15 protein-coding genes and 1 other RNA gene are annotated in these 21036 nt (G+C 62.5%); 6 read left to right on the forward strand and 10 right to left on the reverse strand.

The window, feature by feature from the left end; translation table 11 throughout:
* Positions 1–5: 5 nt before the first annotated feature.
* From hflC to GC125_RS15160, 5 genes are all read right to left on the reverse strand, one after another.
* Positions 6–1031: a protease modulator HflC gene (gene hflC, locus GC125_RS15140; RefSeq protein ID WP_151986407.1), complete on the reverse strand. Its 1026-nt coding sequence runs from the start codon at positions 1029–1031 to the stop codon at positions 6–8.
* Positions 1031–2164 carry an FtsH protease activity modulator HflK gene (gene hflK / locus GC125_RS15145; RefSeq protein WP_151986408.1) on the reverse strand — a complete coding sequence of 378 codons (1134 nt, stop codon included), beginning with the start codon at positions 2162–2164 and terminating at the stop codon, positions 1031–1033. Before hflK ends, hflC begins: the two co-directional genes overlap by 1 nt.
* 163 nt (positions 2165–2327) lie before the next feature.
* Complete coding sequence (locus GC125_RS15150; protein ID WP_502706102.1) at positions 2328–2777, reverse strand: dihydrofolate reductase; 450 nt, start codon at positions 2775–2777, stop codon at positions 2328–2330.
* A 65-nt stretch (positions 2778–2842) separates the two neighbouring features.
* Positions 2843–3637, reverse strand: coding sequence for a thymidylate synthase (locus GC125_RS15155; protein ID WP_151986410.1), 795 nt, complete (start codon positions 3635–3637; stop codon positions 2843–2845).
* Between the two features lie 96 nt (positions 3638–3733).
* On the reverse strand, positions 3734–4192 hold the full coding sequence (locus GC125_RS15160) for a YHS domain-containing (seleno)protein (protein ID WP_199864599.1): 459 nt from the start codon (positions 4190–4192) through the stop codon (positions 3734–3736).
* A gap of 117 nt (positions 4193–4309) precedes the next feature.
* On the opposite strand from GC125_RS15160, the gene ssrA reads away from it, so the two are divergent.
* The 4 genes from ssrA to GC125_RS15180 all read left to right on the forward strand — a co-directional run bounded on the left by ssrA (position 4310) and on the right by GC125_RS15180 (position 5794).
* Positions 4310–4683: a transfer-messenger RNA gene (gene ssrA / locus GC125_RS15165) on the forward strand.
* An 80-nt stretch (positions 4684–4763) separates the two neighbouring features.
* Entirely contained in the window at positions 4764–5321 is a 558-nt protein-coding gene (locus GC125_RS15170; protein ID WP_151986412.1) for an SspB family protein, read from the forward strand.
* A gap of 8 nt (positions 5322–5329) precedes the next feature.
* Entirely contained in the window at positions 5330–5539 is a 210-nt protein-coding gene (locus GC125_RS15175) for a DUF4169 family protein (protein WP_151986413.1), read from the forward strand.
* Positions 5540–5575: 36 nt separating this feature from the next.
* A complete protein-coding gene (locus GC125_RS15180; RefSeq protein ID WP_151986414.1) occupies positions 5576–5794 on the forward strand; it encodes a ribbon-helix-helix domain-containing protein in 219 nt (72 codons plus the stop codon).
* A gap of 8 nt (positions 5795–5802) precedes the next feature.
* Here GC125_RS15180 and GC125_RS15185 read toward each other — a convergent pair whose 3' ends face one another.
* Both GC125_RS15185 and GC125_RS15190 read right to left on the reverse strand, forming a co-directional pair.
* Positions 5803–9726: an AsmA family protein gene (locus GC125_RS15185; protein ID WP_353617108.1), complete on the reverse strand. Its 3924-nt coding sequence runs from the start codon at positions 9724–9726 to the stop codon at positions 5803–5805.
* 86 nt (positions 9727–9812) lie between these two features.
* Positions 9813–11225, reverse strand: a complete 1413-nt coding sequence (locus tag GC125_RS15190; protein ID WP_151986416.1) for an FAD-binding oxidoreductase — start codon at positions 11223–11225, stop codon at positions 9813–9815.
* Positions 11226–11327: 102 nt separating this feature from the next.
* Here GC125_RS15190 and GC125_RS15195 point away from each other — a divergent pair, with 102 nt between their 5' ends.
* Together GC125_RS15195 and GC125_RS15200 are read left to right on the forward strand one after the other, a co-directional pair.
* The gene (locus GC125_RS15195; protein ID WP_151986417.1) at positions 11328–11813 is read left to right on the forward strand and encodes a thioesterase family protein; all 486 of its coding nucleotides are present in this window, start codon (positions 11328–11330) and stop codon (positions 11811–11813) included.
* A 43-nt stretch (positions 11814–11856) separates the two neighbouring features.
* Positions 11857–13491: a chloride channel protein gene (locus tag GC125_RS15200; RefSeq protein ID WP_502706103.1), complete on the forward strand. Its 1635-nt coding sequence runs from the start codon at positions 11857–11859 to the stop codon at positions 13489–13491.
* 25 nt (positions 13492–13516) lie between these two features.
* Here GC125_RS15200 and GC125_RS15205 read toward each other — a convergent pair whose 3' ends face one another.
* From GC125_RS15205 to ligD, 3 genes are all read right to left on the reverse strand, one after another.
* Entirely contained in the window at positions 13517–16660 is a 3144-nt protein-coding gene (locus tag GC125_RS15205) for an efflux RND transporter permease subunit (RefSeq protein ID WP_151987959.1), read from the reverse strand.
* Positions 16661–16795: 135 nt separating this feature from the next.
* Entirely contained in the window at positions 16796–18061 is a 1266-nt protein-coding gene (locus GC125_RS15210) for an efflux RND transporter periplasmic adaptor subunit (protein WP_151986419.1), read from the reverse strand.
* A gap of 375 nt (positions 18062–18436) precedes the next feature.
* On the reverse strand, positions 18437–21025 hold the full coding sequence (ligD, locus tag GC125_RS15215) for a DNA ligase D (RefSeq protein ID WP_151986420.1): 2589 nt from the start codon (positions 21023–21025) through the stop codon (positions 18437–18439).
* Positions 21026–21036 lie beyond the last annotated feature (11 nt).

The following is a 21036-nucleotide window of genomic DNA, read 5'->3' on the forward strand; positions in this document are numbered from 1 at the left end:
CCCGCTTACTCGGTTGCGCCTGTCGAAGGCTCGATGGAGACCGGAGGCGCCGAAGGCTGAGGCGCTGCAGCCGCATCTCCTGCAGCATCTGCACCTTCGTCGGCAGGCTGCGTGACGGGCGGCTCGGCGCCATCTGCGACGGGGACAGTCCCGCCCGAAGCATCGCGGAAGTAGCGGAAGAATTCCGAGTCCGGCGACAGCACCATGGTCGTGTCCGAATCCTGGCTCAGGGAGACCGCATAGGCCGACATCGAGCGGTAGAAGTCGAAGAAGTCTTCATCGCGTGAATAGGCATCGGCGTAGATGCGGTTCCGTTCCGCGTCGCCCTCGCCTCGGAGGATTTCGGAGTCACGGGTCGCTTCCGAGACGATCTCGACGACCTGACGATCGGCAACGGCGCGCAGACGCTGCGCCCCTTCCCGACCGCGGGCGCGGATGAGTTCGGCTTCGGCCAGACGCTCGGCGATCATGCGTTCGTAGGTCTGCTGCGAAACCTGCTGGGTCAGATCGGTACGGCGGATGCGGACGTCTTCGATGCGCAGGCCGAGATTTTCGGCATCGGTGCGAAGCTGCGAAGCGACTTCATCCATCATCGATTGCCGCTCTTCGGAAAGAGCAGCCTCGAAGCCACGCAGACCGTAGGCCCGACGCAGAGCCGAATCGAGACGTGTTCTCAGCCGTGCTTCCGCCGAAACGATATCGGCCGAGACGGCCTGACGGAAACGCTCGGCGTCCTGGATGCGGTAAACGACGAAGGCGTCGACGTCGTAGAACGCACCGCCGGAGACCTGAACGCGGATGTCGTCGAGATCGAAGCGCATGGCGCGGTCTTCGACGAATTGCACCGTGTCGGCTCCGGCGAACGAGAACGGCAGCTTGAAGTAGAGGCCAGGCTCGGTGTGAACCGCACGAATTTCACCGAAGCGGGCGACGATTGCCTGCTCGCGCTCGTTCACGACGAAGATGGAGGAGAACACCGTGAAGACGATGACCGCCAGGACGATAATGATAGCGGGAAGCTTGTTACCCATTACTGGTTCCCTCCCTGATTTTGCGACTGCTGCGCTTGGCGATTGACCTCAGGAAGCGGCAGATAAGGAACCACGCCCTGACCACCCGTCTGCTCGACGATGAACTTGTTGGAATCGCGGAACACGTTTTCCATCGTTTCGAGGAACATGCGCTTGCGGGTCACTTCCGGTGCGGCAGCATATTCGTTGTAGATCGACACGAAGCGCTGCGCTTCACCTTCTGCGGCATTCACCACCTGATCGCGATAGGCAGCGGCCTCTTCCCGGACCTGGGCGGCTTGACCGCGTGCCTGACCGAGCTGCTGGTTCGCATACTGGTTGGCTTCTTCGACGAAGCGATCTTCGTCCTGCTCGGCGCGCTGCACTTCGTCGAAGGCATCGGCCACCTCACGCGGCGGCGCCGCATCCTCGATCGAGACCGTGTTGACCGACATGCCGGAGCCGTAACGGTCCATCGTCACCTGGATGACGTCGGTGACTTCCATGGCGATCGCTTCACGATTGTCACGGAAAACGTCCTGTGCAGGACGGCGACCGACGATCTCACGCATGGCGCTTTCGGCAACCTGACGCAGGGTCTCTTCCGGACGCTGCAGGTTGAAGAGATATGCCGCCGGGTCGGTTACGGAATAAAGAACCGAAAACTGCACGTCGACGATGTTCTGGTCGCCCGTCAGCATCAGACCGAGCGCGCTGTTGGCCTGGTCGCCACCGCCCACATTGATCTGGCGCTCGACGATCGTGGCGCGTTCAACCGTTTCGAAAGGCCAGAAATGGAAGTGTAGGCCAGGCATCGACATTTCGTCCTTCGGGGCACCGAAGCGAAGCTCGATTCCGCGCTCATCCGGTTGGACGGTGTAGATGGACTGGAACAGCCACAGTGCAAGAATGCCGACGCCGATCAGGCCGAGCACGGCCGGCGTGGACCCACCACCGCCCGGAATCGCATTCTTCAACCGATCTTGGCCACGCCGAATGATTTCTTCGAGATCCGGCGGACGATTGCCACCGCCGCCGCCTCCGCCGCCGTTGGGACGCTGAGGCCCCTGACCCCATGGGCCCTGGTTGTTGCCTCCTCCTCCACCGCCGCCGCCCCAAGGGCCGCCGCCGCCATTCTGATTACTCCAGGGCATTCAGTCCTCATTCTGTTGGAAGCGTCCTGCCGACTGTCGGGAACCACACGCCGGAACACGCATTTTTATCGTTATGTCTCAAATGCGTTATAGGTGTGACTGGGCCCTCTTTCAACGCGCTGGGCCAAAGGCGGCGGATGATTTCGGGCAGACTGTGCCGTGTCTAGCGCTGCTTGCGACGGTAAACCGCATAGCGGGTCGGTTCCGAGTCTGACGGTCCGACGGGAATGGACACTTCTTCCAGGCATTCCCAGTCCTCGGCATCGATATCCGGGAAGTGGGTATCGCCGTCCGGCATCGCTTCCACATGGGTCACATGCAGACGGTCGACATAGGGCAACGCGTGATCATAAATCTCGCCGCCGCCGATGACGAAAATCTCGTCGGCTCGTTCGGAATGGGCAGCCTGGCGCGCGAGGCGCAGCGCCTCCCGCATATCGCCGGCAGGGGTCACATCTTCGGCATGGAACGTGCCGTCGCGCGTCAGGACGATGTTGGTGCGGCCCGGTAGCGCCCGCCCGATCGATTCATGGGTGCGCCGCCCCATGATGATCGGCTTGCCCATCGTCAGCGATTTGAACCGCTTGAGATCGGTCGACAACCGCCATGGCATCTCGCCTGCGCGGCCGATGACGCCGTTCGAGGCCACGGCTACGATGATGGAGACGATGGGATCGGTCACACGGCAACCTTTGCGCGGATGTGCGGATGCGGATCGTAACCCGACAAGGTGAAGTCGTCGAAAGTGAAGGCGAAAACGTCGGCGACGCTCGGGTTAAGTTCCATCTTCGGCAATGGCCGCGGCGCGCGCTGCAACTGCTCGCGTGCCTGGTCGAAATGATCGGAATAGAGATGTGCGTCGCCGAGCGTGTGAACGAAGTCCCCCGGCTTCAGGCCGCAGACCTGCGCAATCATCATCGTCAACAAGGCATAGGAAGCGATGTTGAACGGCACGCCGAGGAAGATGTCGCCGGAGCGCTGGTAGAGCTGACAGGAGAGCTTGCCTTCCGCCACGTAGAACTGGAACAGGCAATGACAGGGCGGCAAGGCCATCTCGTCGACCAGCGCCGGGTTCCAGGCCGATACGATCAGGCGGCGCGAATTGGGGTTCGTCTTGATCTGGTGGATGAGATTGGAGATCTGGTCGACATGGCCGCCATCGGGCTTCGGCCAAGAGCGCCACTGATATCCATAGACAGGACCGAGATCGCCGTTCGCGTCCGCCCAAGCGTCCCAGATGGAGACGCCGTTGTCCTTGAGATAGGCGATGTTGGTGTCGCCTTTCAGGAACCAGAGCAGCTCATGGACGATCGATTTGAGATGCAGCTTCTTGGTCGTCAGCAGCGGAAAACCCTCCACCAGATCATAGCGCATCTGGTAGCCGAACACGGCACGCGTTCCGGTGCCGGTGCGATCCATGCGGTCGACGCCGGTTTCCAGCACGTGCTCGAGAAGATCCTGATACTGCTTCATGCCACTCACCGCAGGTCGCTTGTCGGGGTTCGACTATAGAAGCTTAGCGCCGCGAACGCACGAATTCAGCCCGTGCCATCAACAGGAAACCAAAGCTCACTCCGAAAGCGCCGGCCAGTTCGTCTGCGCCGAGCGGACATAGCCTGGAATATCGCTCTGCCAGGTTCGCTGAACGCCGCGACTGTAATTGAGATAGAGCCGGCCATCGACGATATCCCACACTTCCGGCTCACCCTTGGCTGTGTAGCCTTCAGCGACGGCGTAGGCGCAATAGCCGCCGAACTGCGGCGCGTAACGATCGGGATCGGCGCTGAAAGCCTGCCGGTTCTCGACGGTCGCGAAGTGGAAGACGGCGCCCTCATGCGTAAGCGCAATCGCCGGATCGCCACGCCGGGGCTGGCCTTCGGTGAAATAGGCCACGGGATCATAGCCGCCGACAGCGACACCGTCGACGAGCCCGGTGAACCAGCGATCGACCTTCTCGGCCTGCGCCTTCTGCATCAACGACCAGATGGCACCGACAGTCAAAGCAGCAAGGAGCATGCGACGTTTCATGACGACATCCATCCGCGACGAATTCCTCGACCATGGATGCCATCTCTTCGTGCGATATGCATCACACGACTTTTCACGAGCGCGTCACGTGCGATCTGCCGGGATGCAGGCGCATTCCCTCTTTCAATCGAGCGGCGGAAACCCTATATCTCGACTGTCGTCGCAAGGCGACTATGGCAATAAACGGGCGGTGTAATAAGCTCTTCGGACCCGGGGGCGGTACCCGGCGCCTCCACCATGAACCGACGGTCGCATGCGTACATGCCAGGCCGGTTGATGATGGGGGCGAAATAGGATCGACGGGAGTGTAAAGATCGACTTTTTGCCCGGCATGATACCACCGTTATCGGGTCAAACTTGTAGTTGCAAACGACAACTATGCAGAAGCTCGTCTCGCCGCCTAACGGCAGCGCGACAGTTTCAATTCAAGTCCTAGTCGGTATGCTCGGCTAGGCGGGGTCCGGAGGCACCTGGCAACAGAAGCCTCCACCTTCTCAACGATTTGGTCTATAGACGGCGCATACCGACTCGCACGGTCGGCCGAACCAGCGAATAAGAAAGACATGGCCCCATGGTGCAGGACCACATCCGGTACGACATCCTTGCGCAGGACGCGCTTCGCGGCGTGATCCGCAAAGTGCTGACCGAATGCGCAGCCACGGGCTCCCTGCCCGGCGAGCACCATTTCTTCATCACCTTCATGACGAACGCTCCGGGCGTGCGCATTTCGCCGGCGCTGCGCAAGAAGTACCAGGACCAGATGACCATCGTCATCCAGCACCAGTTTTGGGACTTGAAAGTCACCGAGACGCTGTTCGAGATCGGACTGTCGTTCTCCGACACGCCCGAAAAGCTCGTGATCCCGTTTTCGGCCGTGCGCGGCTTCTATGATCCTTCGGTCAATTTCGAGCTCGAATTCGACAGTGCACCGGGCGAGATGACGCTGGTCGGTGAAGATGACACTGCTGAGACTTTCGACCCCGTCGCTTCGTTGACGGAAGAGCTGATGGAAGGCCCCCTCGACGATGCGCCCGCAGCATCGGGAGAAGGCGACGACGACAAGCCCAAGGGCGGCAAAAAGCCTGGTGCCGACGTCGTTTCGCTCGACGCTTTCCGCAAGAAGAATTGAGCCGCGCCATGTCCGGCGATATCGTCAATCTGCGCCAGGCTCGAAAGCGTCGTAAGCGGGCAGAAGACGAAAGCCGCGCCGCTCAGAACCGCATCACGTTCGGCCGCACGAAGAGCGAAAAGCAGGCGACCTCTGCGCTGAACACGCTCGCCGAGAAACGCTTCGAGGCCGGCCGCCGCGAAGGGTCCGAGCCCGGCAATCATGAAGATGGAAGCTGACCCGACGGGTTTTCATTACGCTTCGGGCGCCACGGCATGATCCGTAAGCACTCGATTTCGCTGAGCGGCCATCGAACTTCGTTCTCTCTGGAAGACGCGTTCTGGACGGAGCTTCAGGTCCTCGCCAAAGCCCGTGGATTGCCGGTTGCAGCCTTGATCGGTGAGATCGATGCGGAGCGGGCTGCAGACTGCAATCTGTCCTCCGCGATCCGGCTTCACGTGCTGGCTTCGCTCAAAGCTTCAGCCGGCCACTGATCCGCCAATCATTCGACAGCGTTGAGATCGACCCCGGGAAGCGTCTGAAAATCAAGCGTCGGCGCAGGGTCCGCCGGCAAACCGTTTGCGGGTATGTCGCCCTGCGGTTGCGGGCTGATCGCCTGACCATCGAAGCTCTGTTCGTCGAATGGTTGATCCCATCCCTCAAGTGCCGGCTGTTGGCCCGGCACATCGGTCGCGGGCGGCTGAACAGGTGGCGGTGCGGGTAGCGGCACATCTGGTGGCGGAGCATCGCGCAATGCGTCTTCCGCTGCCTGTGCCTCAGTTGCACGCCGTGCCGCTTCTTCCGCCTGCCGCTCCGCTTCCCGCGCCAACCGCTCGGCTTCGGCTGCGGCGCGCTCTTCACGCTCGGTCGCCCGTGCGGCGATGTCGGCGCGCAGAAGCGCGGCTTCCCGGCGAAGCCTCTGCTTTTCAAGCGCCGCCGCCTGGACACGCTCGACCCGGCGCCGCTCGCGCTCATAAGCCCGCAACGACAGGAAGTTGGCCAGATCGATCGCCGTCAGTGAAATCTCCGGCGCTTCTATGGTGCCGCGCACCGCAACGTCGACAGCAGGCTGTGCGCCGGGCAGCGCTTCGTCTCCAGCTTCGAAGGCAAGATCGAAGGTCGCGTTGATTGCCATGGTGCGAAGATCGAAGGCGCCGTCACCTGATAAGGTTGCCCCTTCGCCACTCATCACGATGCTGGATGCGCGAGCAACGCCGCCGGCAACATTGACCGGCACGGCCAGAGGATCGGCGGTGAATGCGCCTGCGTCCAGCGCTTCAGCGGCCAGATCCGCCGCCGTCGTCTCATCGATGATGAAGCCTTGCGCATCCGCGCCGGCGAGAATGGCGGCAAGCGCGTCTTGATCGAAGCCGTCGATGCTGAGGCCGTCGAGCTGAAGTGTCGCCGATCCGCTGAGCGCTCCCACCACCGCCTGTGGACTTTTCCCGGTTCCGTCAAGCGCGATGGCCATACCCGCCCGACCGGAAAGGTTCGCGAGCGCGGGCTGGTCGGCGAAGATCCGCGAGATATCGGCGTCGACCAGTTGCGTCTGCAGCCGCACGACGCCGGTATCGTCGGCAACGCCGAAGGCCACATCGCCCGAAATGCTCCCGCCCAGCCACTCGCCCTCGGTCTGGGAAAGCATCAGCGTCCCGTCTTGGTAGCCAAGCCGCGTCGAGAGCGCGCGAGCAAGCTCGGCATGCCCCAACTCTGCCTCATCGGCCGTGAGGGTGACGTCCAGAATGAACGGATAAGGTGCCGTCTGCAGCAATTCCTGATCGGACCACTCCCCGGTTTCACCGGCACGAAGCGGAGCACCTGCCAGTGCTTCGGCGAGCCAAGGCAGGTCGAGGGTGCCGATGTCCAGCGAGCCGTCGATGCGGACATCTTCCTCTCGGCTGACGGTCAAGCTGGCCGATAGCGGGTTGTCCGCCACCTGTCCTTCGAGTTGCTCTATCGTCCAGAGATTGTCGTCGATGGTGACGCTGGCCCTGAGCTCGGCAGGCAGACCGCTGCCGAGTCCCGGCAGGCCAAGACCTGTCAGCAGCAGATAGGAATCGAGATCTTCCGCAGCGAGCACCACATCGAGCTGCCCCGCCGTGAGCCGCGACTGCGCAAACGAAGTGGCGCCATCGACACGCAGGGACAATCCCGGGCCGGCGAGCGTCGCTTCTATCGCCGCATCGTCCGCAAGAACACCGTCCAACGCAACGTCGATGCGCATCGGTCCGCCGACGTCGAACGGCAGAACCGGCAATCCGATCTGCGCCAAAAGATGATCGGACCGGGGGTGCTCCGCTTCAAACGTCACATCGAGCGGGACGTCAGCGCTGAATGTCGATGCATCGCTCGAAACGCTTGCCGCGATGGAGCTACCGCCGCTCAGCCCTTCGATATCGAGCGAATAGCCGCTGCTGCCATTCTGGCTCAACGCCTCGCGGGCCGAGCCGAGCGTGAGTTCGACCGTCAGGTCGGTCTCGCGGAAAAGCGCGGCGTTCTGGCGGAAATGCGACAGGTCGATCACGCCCCGCAACCGGCGCTCCGCCAAAGCCAGTGCTGCAGCCGGGTTGTCGGAGGAGACACGGATGTCGGCACGCCCCTGTGGCTCGATGAGCAGATCGGAGAAAACGCCGACGGCGGAAATCGTTGCGCCTTCGATGTCGCCGACCGACAACCGCTCGATGTCGAGAAGCCCGCTGCCATAGGTGAACGCGGTGTCGACATCGGACATCGCGATCCCGTCGGCCGTGAAATTCTCGGCCCGGAACCGCGCCGCAAGATCGTGTCCCGCGATGCCGGGCTGGCTCTCGCCATCTCCGAACAGCCCAACCAATGCCGATAGCGCGTCGAGATCGAGCGTATCGCCTGAAAGATCGACCGCCAGCGACGGCACTTCCGATCGCGTCACGCGCTCGAAGCGGCCCTGAAGCGTCGCCGGTCCGATCGCGAGTTCCAGGTTCTCGAAGCGCTGGAAACCCGTCGTCAGGTGAACGTCGGCCTGGAAGCCAGCAGCGGTGAGCCCGCGAATGGCAGGAGGCACGGAGCCGCGCAACCAGGATGCCAGACCACTCGGCTGGCTCGATGCCACGACGAGAGCGCCGGAAAAGCCGAAATCCTGTCCAAGCGCCAAGTCTCCCGACGCTTCGATCAGCGTTCGGCCCGGCAGCGATGCGCGGAACCGATCGACCCGCCAGGCGTCGCCATTGTCCGGCGCCGCCTCGATGCTCACATCGCGCAGCGTCGTCTCGCCGGCCACGACGGCGGGAAGGTTGAGGCTGACGCTGCCCGGAAGATCAGGGATGGGGATCTGTGCGATGATATCGCGGAAGGTCGCGACGCGTTCGGCGGCCGAAAGCGCGACCACAGGCACCTCGGTCTCGGACTCAGTCGCTGGAGTGTCAGTAGCCGCATCGCCGTCTGCCAGCGGGGCCGCATCGCCGATCCGGTCGACATCGATCTGCTGCCCGTCCGCGATAACCAGGAATTCAGGCTCGGGCCCGGTGTCGAGCGTCGCCTCGCCGGTAACAACATAGGGATCGTTCGCGGCACCGACTTCGAGGCGGTAATCGGGAATGCGAAGCCGGTCGCTCTCGGCCTCGAACCGGCCGCTTCCGCGTAGAGCCGCCGCTGCCGGCCCAGCCGCCACGGGCTCGGAAGCGCCTGCCGGCGCTTGCGCTCGCAGCATCTGGACCACGAAGTTGCCGGCATAGCGGGGCTGGCCATCGACGAAGCGCGCATCGCCATCGAGCTCGAGCGAGATCGGATGGCTGTCGGGCGAAAGCCGCGTCGTGACGCGGATCGCGCCCTCCTCGTTCGCGGGACCGGTTGTCACGGAGAATGCAGCACTTTCGTCGCCTCTCCGAGCCGTGCCGGTTACGCGCCATGGACCGACCAGCGCATCCGCCGAGACAGTCGCCTGGACATCCTCGATCTCGTGGACGCGTCCGTTCTGCCTGTCCTGGACGGTCAGATGGCCATTGGTGATCGCAACCCGCTCGAGAACGACGTTGGCTGTCGGCAGCGCCTGTTCAGCTCTTTGCGCCCAGTCGATCACGCCATTTTCGTCGAGTTGCACGGTCAGATGCGGATCTTCGATGCGCATGTCGAAGATCCGCACTTCCCCACTGAGGAACGGCGCCAGTTCGGCATCCATCGAGAAGCGCGCGATCCGCATCATCGCGTCTTCTGCCGGAACGCCCTCGCCGGCCGATCCGCCGACTTCCACATCGTTGAAGGTGACCGAAGGAAACGGCAAAAGCCGAGCGTCGGCGCTGCCGTGAACCACGACGCGCTGGCCGAGAATACGGCTCGCCTCACGCTCGAATTCAGCGCGATAATTGCTCCAGTCGACGAAGGGAGGAACGATCAGCGCCGCAAACAGAACGACGACGATCAGGCTGCCGATAAAGACGAACAGACGAGCCAGCGCAAATGTCTCCTTGAACCGCGGGTAACAATGACGATCCGTGACCGGCTACCGGTCAGATCCGGCTCCGCACTGATACGGGAGAATCACGTCAAATCAAAGATTTTACCGGGGTTCATGATATCGTGAGGATCAAGCGACCGCTTGATGGATCGCATCAGGTCCACACTGCCGCCGAGTTCCAAGGGCAGATAACGTTTCTTGCCCTGACCGATACCGTGCTCGCCGGTACACGTACCGTCCAAAGCGAGCGCCCTTGCGTTCAACCTTCCGATAAAGGCTTCCGCGCGCTCGATCTCATGGGCATCGGCCATGTCCATCAGCACCAGCACGTGAAAATTGCCGTCCCCCGCGTGGCCGACAATCGGCGCGATCAGGCCTGTCTCGATGATGTCGCGTTGCGTTTCCTCGACGCATTCAGCCAGCTTGGAGATGGGAACGCAGACATCGGTTGAGACGGCACCCGCACCCGGCCGAAGCTGCAGCGCTGCCCAATAGGCATTGTGCCGCGCCTTCCAGAGCCGCGCCCGCGCCTCCGGGTCCGTTTCCCAGGCAAAAGTGCCGCCGCCGCACTCTTCGGCGATGTCGGCGAACAGGGCTGCCTGCTCGCGCACGCCAGCTTCCGTGCCGTGAAATTCAAGGAACAGTGCCGGGGTCTCGGGGTAGTTGAGCCCTGAATACGCGTTGCAGGCCCGGATCTGCAGGGCGTCCAGCAACTCGATGCGCGCGACGGGTATCCCCATCTGGATCGTCATGATGACCGCCGAGCAGGCATCATGGATGGTTTCAAACGAGCAGACACCGCCGGACACGGCCTGCGGGATGCCGGCGAGCCGCAGCGTCACCGAGGTCAGCACGCCGAGCGTGCCTTCAGCACCGACGAAGAGCCGGGTCAGATCATATCCGGCGGAGGATTTGCGCGCGCGGCGTGCCGTGCGTATCTCTTCCCCACTTGCCGTGACGGCCGTCACCGCAATGACATTGTCCCGCATCGTGCCGTAGCGCACCGCGTTGGTGCCGGACGCACGCGTCGATGCCATGCCGCCGATGCTCGCATTGGCGCCCGGATCGATGGGAAAGAACAGGCCCGTATCGCGCAGTTGCGCGTTGAGCGCTTCCCGTGTGATGCCGGGCTCGACCGTGCAATCCATGTCTTCGGGATTGACCTCGATGATGCGGTTCATCCGCGACATATCGAGCGAAATCCCACCATTCGGTGCATTCACCTGGCCCTCCAGCGAGCTGCCGACGCCGAAGGGAATGATCGGGATGCGGTGTGCTGCCGCGACCTGAACGACTGTCCTCACGTCGTCCGCGCTCTCGGCGAACACCACGCCGTCGGGCAGTTGCCCGGCGATATAGGTCGTCGTGTGGGCATGTTGCGACCGCATCGCCTCGCCTGTCTGCAGTCGATCGCCAAACCGATCGCGCAAGGTCTGGAGCACGGCCCCGATCGCTGTCTCGTCGCGCGCACCCGCACGGATATCCGCCAAAGCCACTGATCTTCCTCCACCCGAATGCAACTGCCTGCCTTGCCGACACGGCCTCGACCGTTAAAGTGTCTTATGCACCTTGATACAATCGAAGCAGCGGGACGATCCATGCTTTTTGATAGTCCTGTCCTCGCGCCGCCCGAGGAAGTGCGCCAGGAGTGGATCGACTTCAACGGTCATCTCAATATGGCCTATTACAACGTCCTCTTCGATCATGCGGTCGACCACCTGTTCGGCCAGCTTGGGTGCGGAGCGGACTACGTGGAGCGGCGAAAGATGAGCTTCTTCACCGCTGAGGCGCATGTCCGATATGTCCGGGAACTGCATGCCGAGGACATGACGAGCTGCACGCTGCAAGTCGTGAACAACGACGCCAAGCGCATCCATCTTTACCAGGAACTGCTCCACGCCGATGGCTGGCTTTCCGCCACCAGCGAAACGCTGCTGCTGCACATCGACATGACAATCCGCAAGGTGACGGCGTTTCCGGACGACATCCGCCAGAAGATCGAAGTTCTCGCCGCCGCCCATCGATCGCTACCGCAGCCGACCACGATAGGGCGCGGCATTGCATTGAAGCCGCAGCAGCCTTGATGATGATTGCTCCAGAACGCCGGCGGAGACCGCGTTGAGACCCCTGCTGCCCGATTACGTCGCCGGACTTCCGCGTCTGCTGAAAAGTTGGGTCGCACCGAACTTCAACGCCTTTCGCCGCGATCGCTTGTCCCTCATCTGGCTGCTTTCGCTTTTGATCGGTATCGGCGTTGCGCTTGCGGCGATCGCCTTCCGCGAGGCGATCGGGCTCGTTCAGCTGTTATGGCTCGGTGATCGATCAGAGCGCGTCTTGAGCGCGGCGCGTGAGATCCCGCTTTACGTCATCTTCCTGGCACCAGTGGCCGGCGGCTTGGTCGTCGGGCTGATGTTGCAATACCTCATGCCATCAAAGCGCACTCAGGGCGTGGCCGATGTGATCGAGGCACGCGCGCTGTCGGGACGGCAGATCGGCTTTCGCGAGGGGCTTCTCTCCTCGATCATCACCGCGATCTCGCTTGGCAGTGGTGGCAGTGCCGGACGCGAAGGGCCAGTCGTCCACCTCGGCGCGACCCTTGCAAGCGGCATCGCGCGGCATCTGGCACTGCCGGAATGGACCCGACGTACATTGCTGGGCGCCGGAGTTGCGGCAGCCGTGTCGGCAAGCTTCAACGCTCCGATCGCGGGCGTCCTTTTTGCCCACGAGGTCATCCTCGGCCACTACGCCATGCGTGCCTTCGTACCGATCGTCATCTCGTCGACGGTCGCAGGCGTTCTGTCGCGTGTCTATTTCGGTGATACCGCTGCCTTCATGCTGCCGGCCTATGGCATCACCTCCTATTGGGAGTTCCCGGCGTTTGCCCTCCTTGGCGTCGTCTCGGCCCTCGTTGCCATCGGCTTTCAGTTCACGTTGTTTTCGGCGGACTTCCTCGCGCGGCGGATGACCGTGCCGCTCTGGACGAGACCCGTCATCGGCGGTGCTGCGATCGGCTTGATCGGCATGGTGCTGCCGCACGTGCTCGGCGTCGGTTACGAAGTCACCGATCTTGCGCTGTGGGGCCAGTTGCCGCTTGCTCTGATGCTGGTTCTTATCGTGGCGAAGACGGTCACGACCGCAATCACGCTCGCGTCCCGGTTCGGCGGCGGCATCTTCTCGCCGGCTCTCTATCTCGGGGCGCTGACCGGCGGTGCGTTCGGCATCGTGGCGGCAGCCCTCTTTCCGGACCTCGCATCAAGCCGTTCCCTCTACGCCATCCTCGGCATGGGCGCAGTCGCCGGCGCCGTGCTGGGCGCGCCGATCTCAACCACGGTGATCGTCTTCGAACTGACCGGCGGCTATGCGCTATCGGTCGCGCTCCTGCTGTGCGTCGCGATCGCCCATGGCATCAACCATGCGCTCCACGGCCATTCTTATTTTCAATGGCAATTGGCGAGCCGCGGTATCTTCGTCCAGGACGGGCCCCACCAGACCTTGCGCCACGCGATCAAGGTCATGGACTTCATGACGCCGATCGAGCCAGACGGCGAAGCGCCGTTCGACCGAGAAAAGCAGCAGGATTCCCTGAAGTCATCCGACACCCTGGAGCACGCCTTGCGCCTGTTCGATCAGGGCGGACACGCGCGCCTGCCGGTCCTCGACGAGAAAACCGGGACCGCCATCATCGCATGGGCAAGCCAGGTCAAGGCGCTCGAATATTACAACGCCCGGCTTGTCGCAGCGAGCGAGGAGGAGCACCGCTAGTCGGCGGCGCTCCCGCCGAACTTTCCTACACGTTGCGCATAGCAGCGGCGGCGTCGAGTTCGCCGAGCAATTTGGCTTCCTCGGCCGCGCGCGGCTTGCTGAACCGGGCAAGCAGCAAATAGGCGACCGGCGTGACGAACAGTGTCGCCGCAACGGCAAGACCGAGCCCGCCGACGATGATCCAGCCGAGAGCGATGCGCGCTTCCGCGCCCGCGCCCGATGCCACCACGAGCGGCACGCCACCGATGATCGTCGCGATCATCGTCATCATGACCGGGCGCAGGCGAATGGCACAGGCTTCCTCGATGGCTTGGCGGACGTTGCGACCCTGGTCGCGGAGCTGGTCCGCGAACTCGACGATCAAGATACCGTTCTTCGCCATGATCCCGACCAGCAACACCAGACCGATCTGGCTGTAGATGTTCAGGCTGCCGCCGGTGAGCACAAGGGCGAAGACAGCACACGCCAGACCGAGCGGCACGGTCGCCATGACGATCACCGCGCTGACGAAGCTTTCGAACTGCGCCGACAGCACCAGGAAGATGATCAGGATTGCGAAGCCGAAGGTGATGAGCATGCCGCTGGAATTCTCCTGCAGCGTCGCAGCTTCCGCGAGCGGGATGATGCGTTCTCCTGATGGGAGTATCTCGTCCGCCATTGCCTGAACTTCGGTCAGCGCTTCGCCGAGCGGGAAATCACCGACAAGGCCTGCATTGATCGTGATCGAGCGGAGCTGGCGTTCTCGGTCGAGAGAAGGCGCAATCGCGCGCTCTTCCACCGTGGCGATGGTCGCCATCGGCACGTTCTTGCCGTCAGCGGTACGGATGAAGATGTTTTCCAGATCCGTCGGGTCGTTGATCGGATTGGTGGTCGACTCGATCAGAACCGGGACGGCGCGGCCATCGACGAACACGTCGGCAAGTTCACGGCCGTCGACCATTGCCTGGATCGTGTCGGAAAGGCCCGTGATGTCGATGCCCAGATCGTAGGCACGATCGCGGTCGATCGACACGTAAAGCTGTGGCTGCGTCGTTTCGAACGACTGTCGGACCTGGTTGAAGCGCGGATCTCCTTCAAGTCGACGAACGATCTGATCTGCGGAGTCGGCCAGCGATTCGTATGTGTTGCCGACGATCGCGAATTGAAGGCCATTGCCGGCGCCGCGGATGCCGAGGCTGTTCGGTTGGATGGCGAAGGCGCGAACCGATGGAACCTGCGAGACGGCCGCGTTGATATCGGCCACGATCATGGCCTGGGTGCGCTCGCGCTCACTCCAGGGCGCCAGCGTCATCACAACGAACGCGCTGTTGGGCTCGCCGCCCTGCCCGGTATTGGTGAAGATGTTGCGGATTTCACCACTGTCCATCAGCGGCTGCAGCGACTGCTCGATCTTGCGCACCTGCACGCCCATGTAGTCGAGGCTGACACCCTGCGGCGCCGACACGCGCATCAGGGCGAAGGAGCGATCTTCCGCCGGCGTGAGTTCCTGCCGGACGCCCCCGAGCGCCAGGAGCGAAGCTCCGAGAAAGAGCACTGACACCAGGACCACGATGAACGGAGCGTTGAGGCAGGCCGCCAGCGCACGGTTGTATACCCTGGCGCTTGCCCCGGCGAAGCGCATCTTCAGCGACTTGCGGCTGCCCTCCATGTGAGGGAGTGAATCCTTCGTCAAAAGCAGCGATGCCAGCATCGGACACAGCGTCAGGGCGACGATCGACGAAAGACCGACAGCAATAGCGAGAACAAATCCGAATTCACGGAAGAGACCGCCCGTCTGGCCAGGCAGGAACGAGATGGGCACGAACACAGCCGCCAGCGTCGCGGTCGTCGCAACGACGGCGAAGAACATCTCGCGCGTTCCGATGACCGCTGCGGCGCGTCGGCCGACACCCTGGGCCCGGCGCCGCACGATATTCTCGAGAACGATGATCGCATCGTCCACCACGAGACCAGTGGCGAGCACAATGGCGAGCAAAGTCAGGATGTTGAGCGAGAATCCTGCGATATACATCGCGGCAAGCGTACCGATCAGTGCCACAGGCAGCGTCAGCATCGGGATCAGCGTCGCACGCCAGTCGCCGAGGAAAAGGAAGATCACGATCAACACAGCGACGATCGACACGACGAGCGCAATCTCTACCTCGTGAAGCGCGCCTTCCACGAAGACGGCATCATCACTGGTGATGGCGATCTGAATGTCTTCCGGCAACACATCCGCCGTCAGCTGGGCAACGGCAGCTTCGACGCCGGCGGAGATGTTCAGCGTGTTTGACTGTGCTTGGCGAATGATGCCGAGGCCGACCCCTGTGCGTCCATTGGAGCGCAGGCCGCTCGATCCTTCATCGGCCGCCAGCGTTACGGTTGCCACATCGCCGAGCCGCACGCGACCATCGATATAGAGCTGCTCGAACTGCTCCGGCGTCGTGACATCGGCCGTCGCCCGCACGACGAGATCCTGGTTGGCACTCGACAGCGAACCGGCGGGCACGTCGTAGGACACGGAATCGAGCACCGTCCGCATGCTGCCGACCGTCAGGCCACGCGCGGCCAATTCTGTCTGATCGACGTCAACGCGGAAGATCTTCTCCCGGTCACCATAAACCTGAACATCCGCCACGCCTTCGACGGCCGCGAGACGGTTGACCACCTCGTCTTCCACCAGAACCGTCAGGTCTTCGATACTCATCGTGTCGGCGGTCACTGCCAATCGCATGATCGCCTGCGCGTTGGCGTCTGCCTTGACGATGATCGGATCTTCCGCGTCGTCGGGAAGCTGGCCGAGCGCTCGACCCATGGCGTCGCGCACGTCTGACGCCGCGACATCCAGATTGACGTTGTCGTTGAATTCGATCGTTACACGGCTGTCGCCGAATTCCGAAGACGACGAGATGGACCGCACGCCCGAAACACGCGCCACCGCGCCTTCGACGACTTCAGTGACCTCGCGGTCCATAGTTTCCGGAGCGGCACCGGTAAACGACGTGCGCACCGTGATGACGGGACGGTCGACATCCGGCAGTTCGCGGATCTCGATGCCGACGAAGGCTGCAAGGCCGGCAACGATGATCAGCGCATTGAGCACGAAAGCGAAGATTGGACGACGGACAAAAAGCGCGATCCCACCGGTAGAGCGATTCGCGAAGAGAGCGTCTTCTTCGTGGTCGGCCATCGCTTCGGCTGCACGTTTTTCGTCGTTGGAACGGATTTCCGTCGGGCTCATCGGATGCGCTTTCTCGGAACAGTGTCTCAGGGCAAATTCTGGGACCTAAGCGTGCCCCGGAACAGCGATGCGAACGCGGGGTTCTCAGGAACCCGAAGGTGCGGCCGAAGGCTCGGCCGGGATGTTGCGTGCCACCGGCAGCCCATCGAGACCGACGGCGACAGCGTCGCCAGCCTCACCGGCATCGTCCGTCACAGTGACCACTTCGGCACCATCGCGCAGCTGCATCAAGCCTTCGACGACCACGTCGTCACCCTCTTCCAACTCTGCGTCGACGAGGATCGAGTCCGAATTGCGCTGAACGATGCGAACAGGGACACGCTGGCTGCGACCATCCACCACGCGCCAGACGAACGAGCCATCGGCACTCCACTGCAGAGCAAGCGGATCGACCGTGGGGAAATCATCGCCGTCGAAGGTCAGCTCGACCGAGAAGGACATGCCGGCGCGCAGACGATCGTTCTCATTCGGGATCGAAGCACGCACCCAAAGTGTGCGGCTCTGCAGGTCCACGCGATTGTCGACGGCACTGATCTCTCCCTCATGCGTCTGGTCGGGGCTCGAAATGGCGTTGGCCGTGACAGGAAGACCGACGGCGATCATGCTTGCGAAACGCTCAGGCACCCAGAAATCGACAAGCAGTTCGGAACGGTCGTCGATGCGTACAATTTCGGTCGTCGTGGTGACGTAGTCGCCCGGGTTGACTGAAACGATACCAATCACGCCACCGATCGGAGCGGTGATCGAGCGGCGCGAGAGATTGAGCTCGGCTTCACGCAGTTGGAGACGCGCCGTCTGAACGGCGAGTTCCGCCTGGGTGATCTCGACATTCGCGATCGCAGAAGCCGATGAATCTCTTAGGGTCTGACGTCGCTGCAACGTGGTCTCGGCGTCTTCCAGGTCCAGTCGAGCCCGTTCGACGGCGATCACCTGTTCGTCCGATGCAAGCTCGGCGATGACATCGCCCTCCTCGACGGACTGCCCAGATTCGACCAGCACTTCTTCCAGGTTCCCTGTCACGTAGGGCGTTACATTGACCGTCCGTACGGCCTCGCCGTTGCCAATCGCCGAAAGCCTGTCGTTCACCTGTGCCCGACCCGTGGGTTCGGTGATCACAAGACGCGCCTGAGAGGCCATACCGCCGCCACCTGCGGCACCAGCCGGAGCCCCGCCTGGTCCGCCCGCAGGCGTAGCTTCGTCGGCGCCGGTCGCTGCAAGCGCTGTCAGAGCCGGATGCGACACACCAACTTGCTCGAGCCTCGTCACCGCGTTCGGATCGAGCTTCAGCCAGGCAAAACCAGCCCCCGCCACGATGATGAGAGCGAAAGCCCCCTGCTTGAATGCTGACATCGATGATCCTCAAACCGCGAAATCGAATAAAAGTTTTCGTTTGCTGCGCTGCAAACTTAACACGCAAATGAATTTGTACAGATGTGCGATAGGGCAGCGAACCTGAACGCACCCTGAAGGAACATAGCCCGCCAAACTGAAAACCAAGTTGACGACGGCCTTACGCTGGCACTGGAGCGCTGGTTCAACGGGGATAATGGTCGATTTACCGTCGAATTGGCAATCTATCGATCAAATCCCGGCATTCGAAGACATTCAGAAATCTCTTCAATTGGTATAACTTTTTCGTGAGTCAAACGACGGATGCGTTTCAACTGTGCGGTCCGGCGTCGAATTGCCGTCGGAAGTCGCGAAAACTGGTTCGGTCCTTAAAGCTTATCCGGAGAAAGCCTTAAGCATGGTCTTGGTCAGAGACTGGCGCCAGGCTGCCGCGTCCGCCCAAGGGTCGGGCGCCTCGAGCCGCGCCGGCATGTCGTGCAGCCGGAACGCACTCGCCTCTTCCAGATCGGCCAGCTCATCCCATGAAACGGGCGTCGCCACAGGTGCCCCTTCGCGCGAACGCGTCGAATAGGGCGCAATCGCCGTCGAGCCCCGCTCGTTTCGAAGCCAATCGATGAAGATGCGGCCCTTACGCTTCGCCTTGGACATGGTCGCGACGAACCGATCTGGCTCTTCCTCGGCGAAAGCCGCGGCGAAGCTTTTCGAAAAGCCCTTCACTTCCGGCCACGTGGCACGCCGCTGCAACGGCACGATCACGTGCACGCCCTTGCCGCCGGTGACCATTGGCACGCTCTGCAGCTTCAGGTCCGCGAGCCGGTCACGCATCGCAAACGCGGCCTCGCGCACGTCGTCAAAGGTCAGCCGCTCATCCGGGTCGAGGTCGAACACCATGCGAACCGGCTTCTCCAGATCGGTCATGTTCGAACCCCAGATATGGAATTCGAGCGTCCCCATCTGAACGGCGGCGACCAGAGCTTCGGCGCTGTCCAGCACCATGTAGTCCTCGGTATCGCCAGAATTCTCCTTGATCGGCACGCGCTTGATCTCGGCTGGGAAGCCATCGCTGGCGTGCTTCTGGAAAAAGCACTGCTTGGTACGTCCCTGCGGACAGCGCACGAGCGACACGGGATGCCCGGCGACGATGGGCAGCATCCGTTCAGCAGCCACGGCGAAATAGCGCGCCAGATCGATCTTGGTGACGCCCTGCTTCGGGAAGACGACGCGGTACGGGCTGCTGATCTTGATGCCAAGCACCTCCTCCGAAGCGGCGCTTTTGGCGCGCGCGCTACCCTTTGGCGTGACGGGCTCGTCTTCCGAACTCATGTCCGTCTCCTTGTCTGAAGTGGCGCTTTCTAGGGTGATGTCGTCTGCCGCCTTGTCTTCGCGAAGGCCGAGATAGGAGCCATGCCGGATATGGCCGTCGTCGGTGAGCTCCGCATAGTCGACCTCCGCCACGAGATCCGGCGTCACCCAGACTGCATCACGCCGGAACTGCGCGTCGACGCTCTCGAAGGGCATCGATTTGCGGGTACGCGCCTTCAGGAGCGCGCCCAGTTCGTCCAGCGTGTCGCCCGTGAAGCCGGTGCCGACCCGGCCGCGATAGATCAGCTTGTCGCCTTCCCGCGTCCCGAGAAGAAGCGAGGCGAAGGCCCGGCCGCGCTTGTCGGATTTCGAATAGCCGCCGATGACGAATTCCTGCCGCTTCGTGCATTTCACCTTCAGCCATTCGCGCCCGCGCCGGCCTCGATACGGCGCATCCGCCTTCTTGGCGATGATGCCTTCCTGGCCTGCTTTGCAGATGGATCGGAAAACGCTCGGGCCGTGGCCGCGCACATGCTCGCTGTATTGCACCACCGGCGAGGCCGCGCTTTCCGAGATCAGCTTCGAAAGCGCCGTCTTGCGATCGATCAGCGGATCCTTCTTCAGATCCTTGCCGTTCAGCGACAACAGATCGAAAGCGAAGAAACGCTTGGCATCGCCGCTCTTGATCGCCTTTTGCAGTGCCGAAAACGCGGAGCCGCCATCCCTAATGTCGCTCGCCATGACCTCGCCGTCGATGAGCGCGCTTTTGCAGTTCAGTCCTTCGAGCGCCTTGGCGACGTCCGGAAATTTCTCCGTCCAGTCCAGCCCGGTGCGCGTATAGAGGGCAACGCCCTTTCCGCCGATCGCAGCCATCAGACGATAGCCGTCGAACTTCACCTCATGCAGCCAGTCCTCACCCTCGGGTGCGGCATCGACGAGCGTCGCCAGCATCGGAGGCTCAAAGTCCGGCATCGCGATGGAAGAGGACCGCTTCGGGCGTTTCGCTTCCGCCGCTTCGGCCTTCGCGGTCTTGAGAGCGGGTTTCTCACTGGACGACCAGACCGCATCGGCGGACGCTGCGATCTCCTCCATCGACCGGCCGGACGTGATGCTGGTCATGTTGGCGGTGGTGATGATGTCGCCCGTTTCGCCCTCGAAGCTTTCGGCGACGGCGTCCCGCTCCTTGATCAGAAGCCAGTTGTCGCGCTTCTCGCCCTTGCGCGGCTTGATCCGGACGAGAGCCCAGCCTCCCGTCATCCTCTCGCCGTGCAGGTTGAAGTGCAGCTTGCCTTCCTTGAGGCCCTCTTCCGGGTCGTGCAACGGCTCCCACGTGCCTTGGTCCCAGAGCATCACGGTGCCGCCGCCATATTCCTTCTTGGGGATCACGCCTTCGAAGTCGCCGTAGGACATCGGATGATCCTCGGTCATGACCGCGAGCCGCTTGTCGCCCGGATCGACGCTCGGCCCTCGGGTGACGGCCCAGCTTTTCAGGACCCCTCCCCACTCAAGACGGAGATCGTAGTGCAGACGCGTCGCATCGTGCTTCTGCACGAGAAAACGGAGCTTGTCCTTCCGCGTCCGCGCCTTCTTGCCCTTGGGTTCGCCTGTGCGGGTGAAATCCCGCTTGGCGTTGTAGGTTGAAAGCGGATCAGCGGACGCCATCGATCAGGGCC

Source organism: Rhizobium sp. EC-SD404, from assembly GCF_902498825.1.
Taxonomy (GTDB): Bacteria; Pseudomonadota; Alphaproteobacteria; order Rhizobiales; family Rhizobiaceae; genus Georhizobium.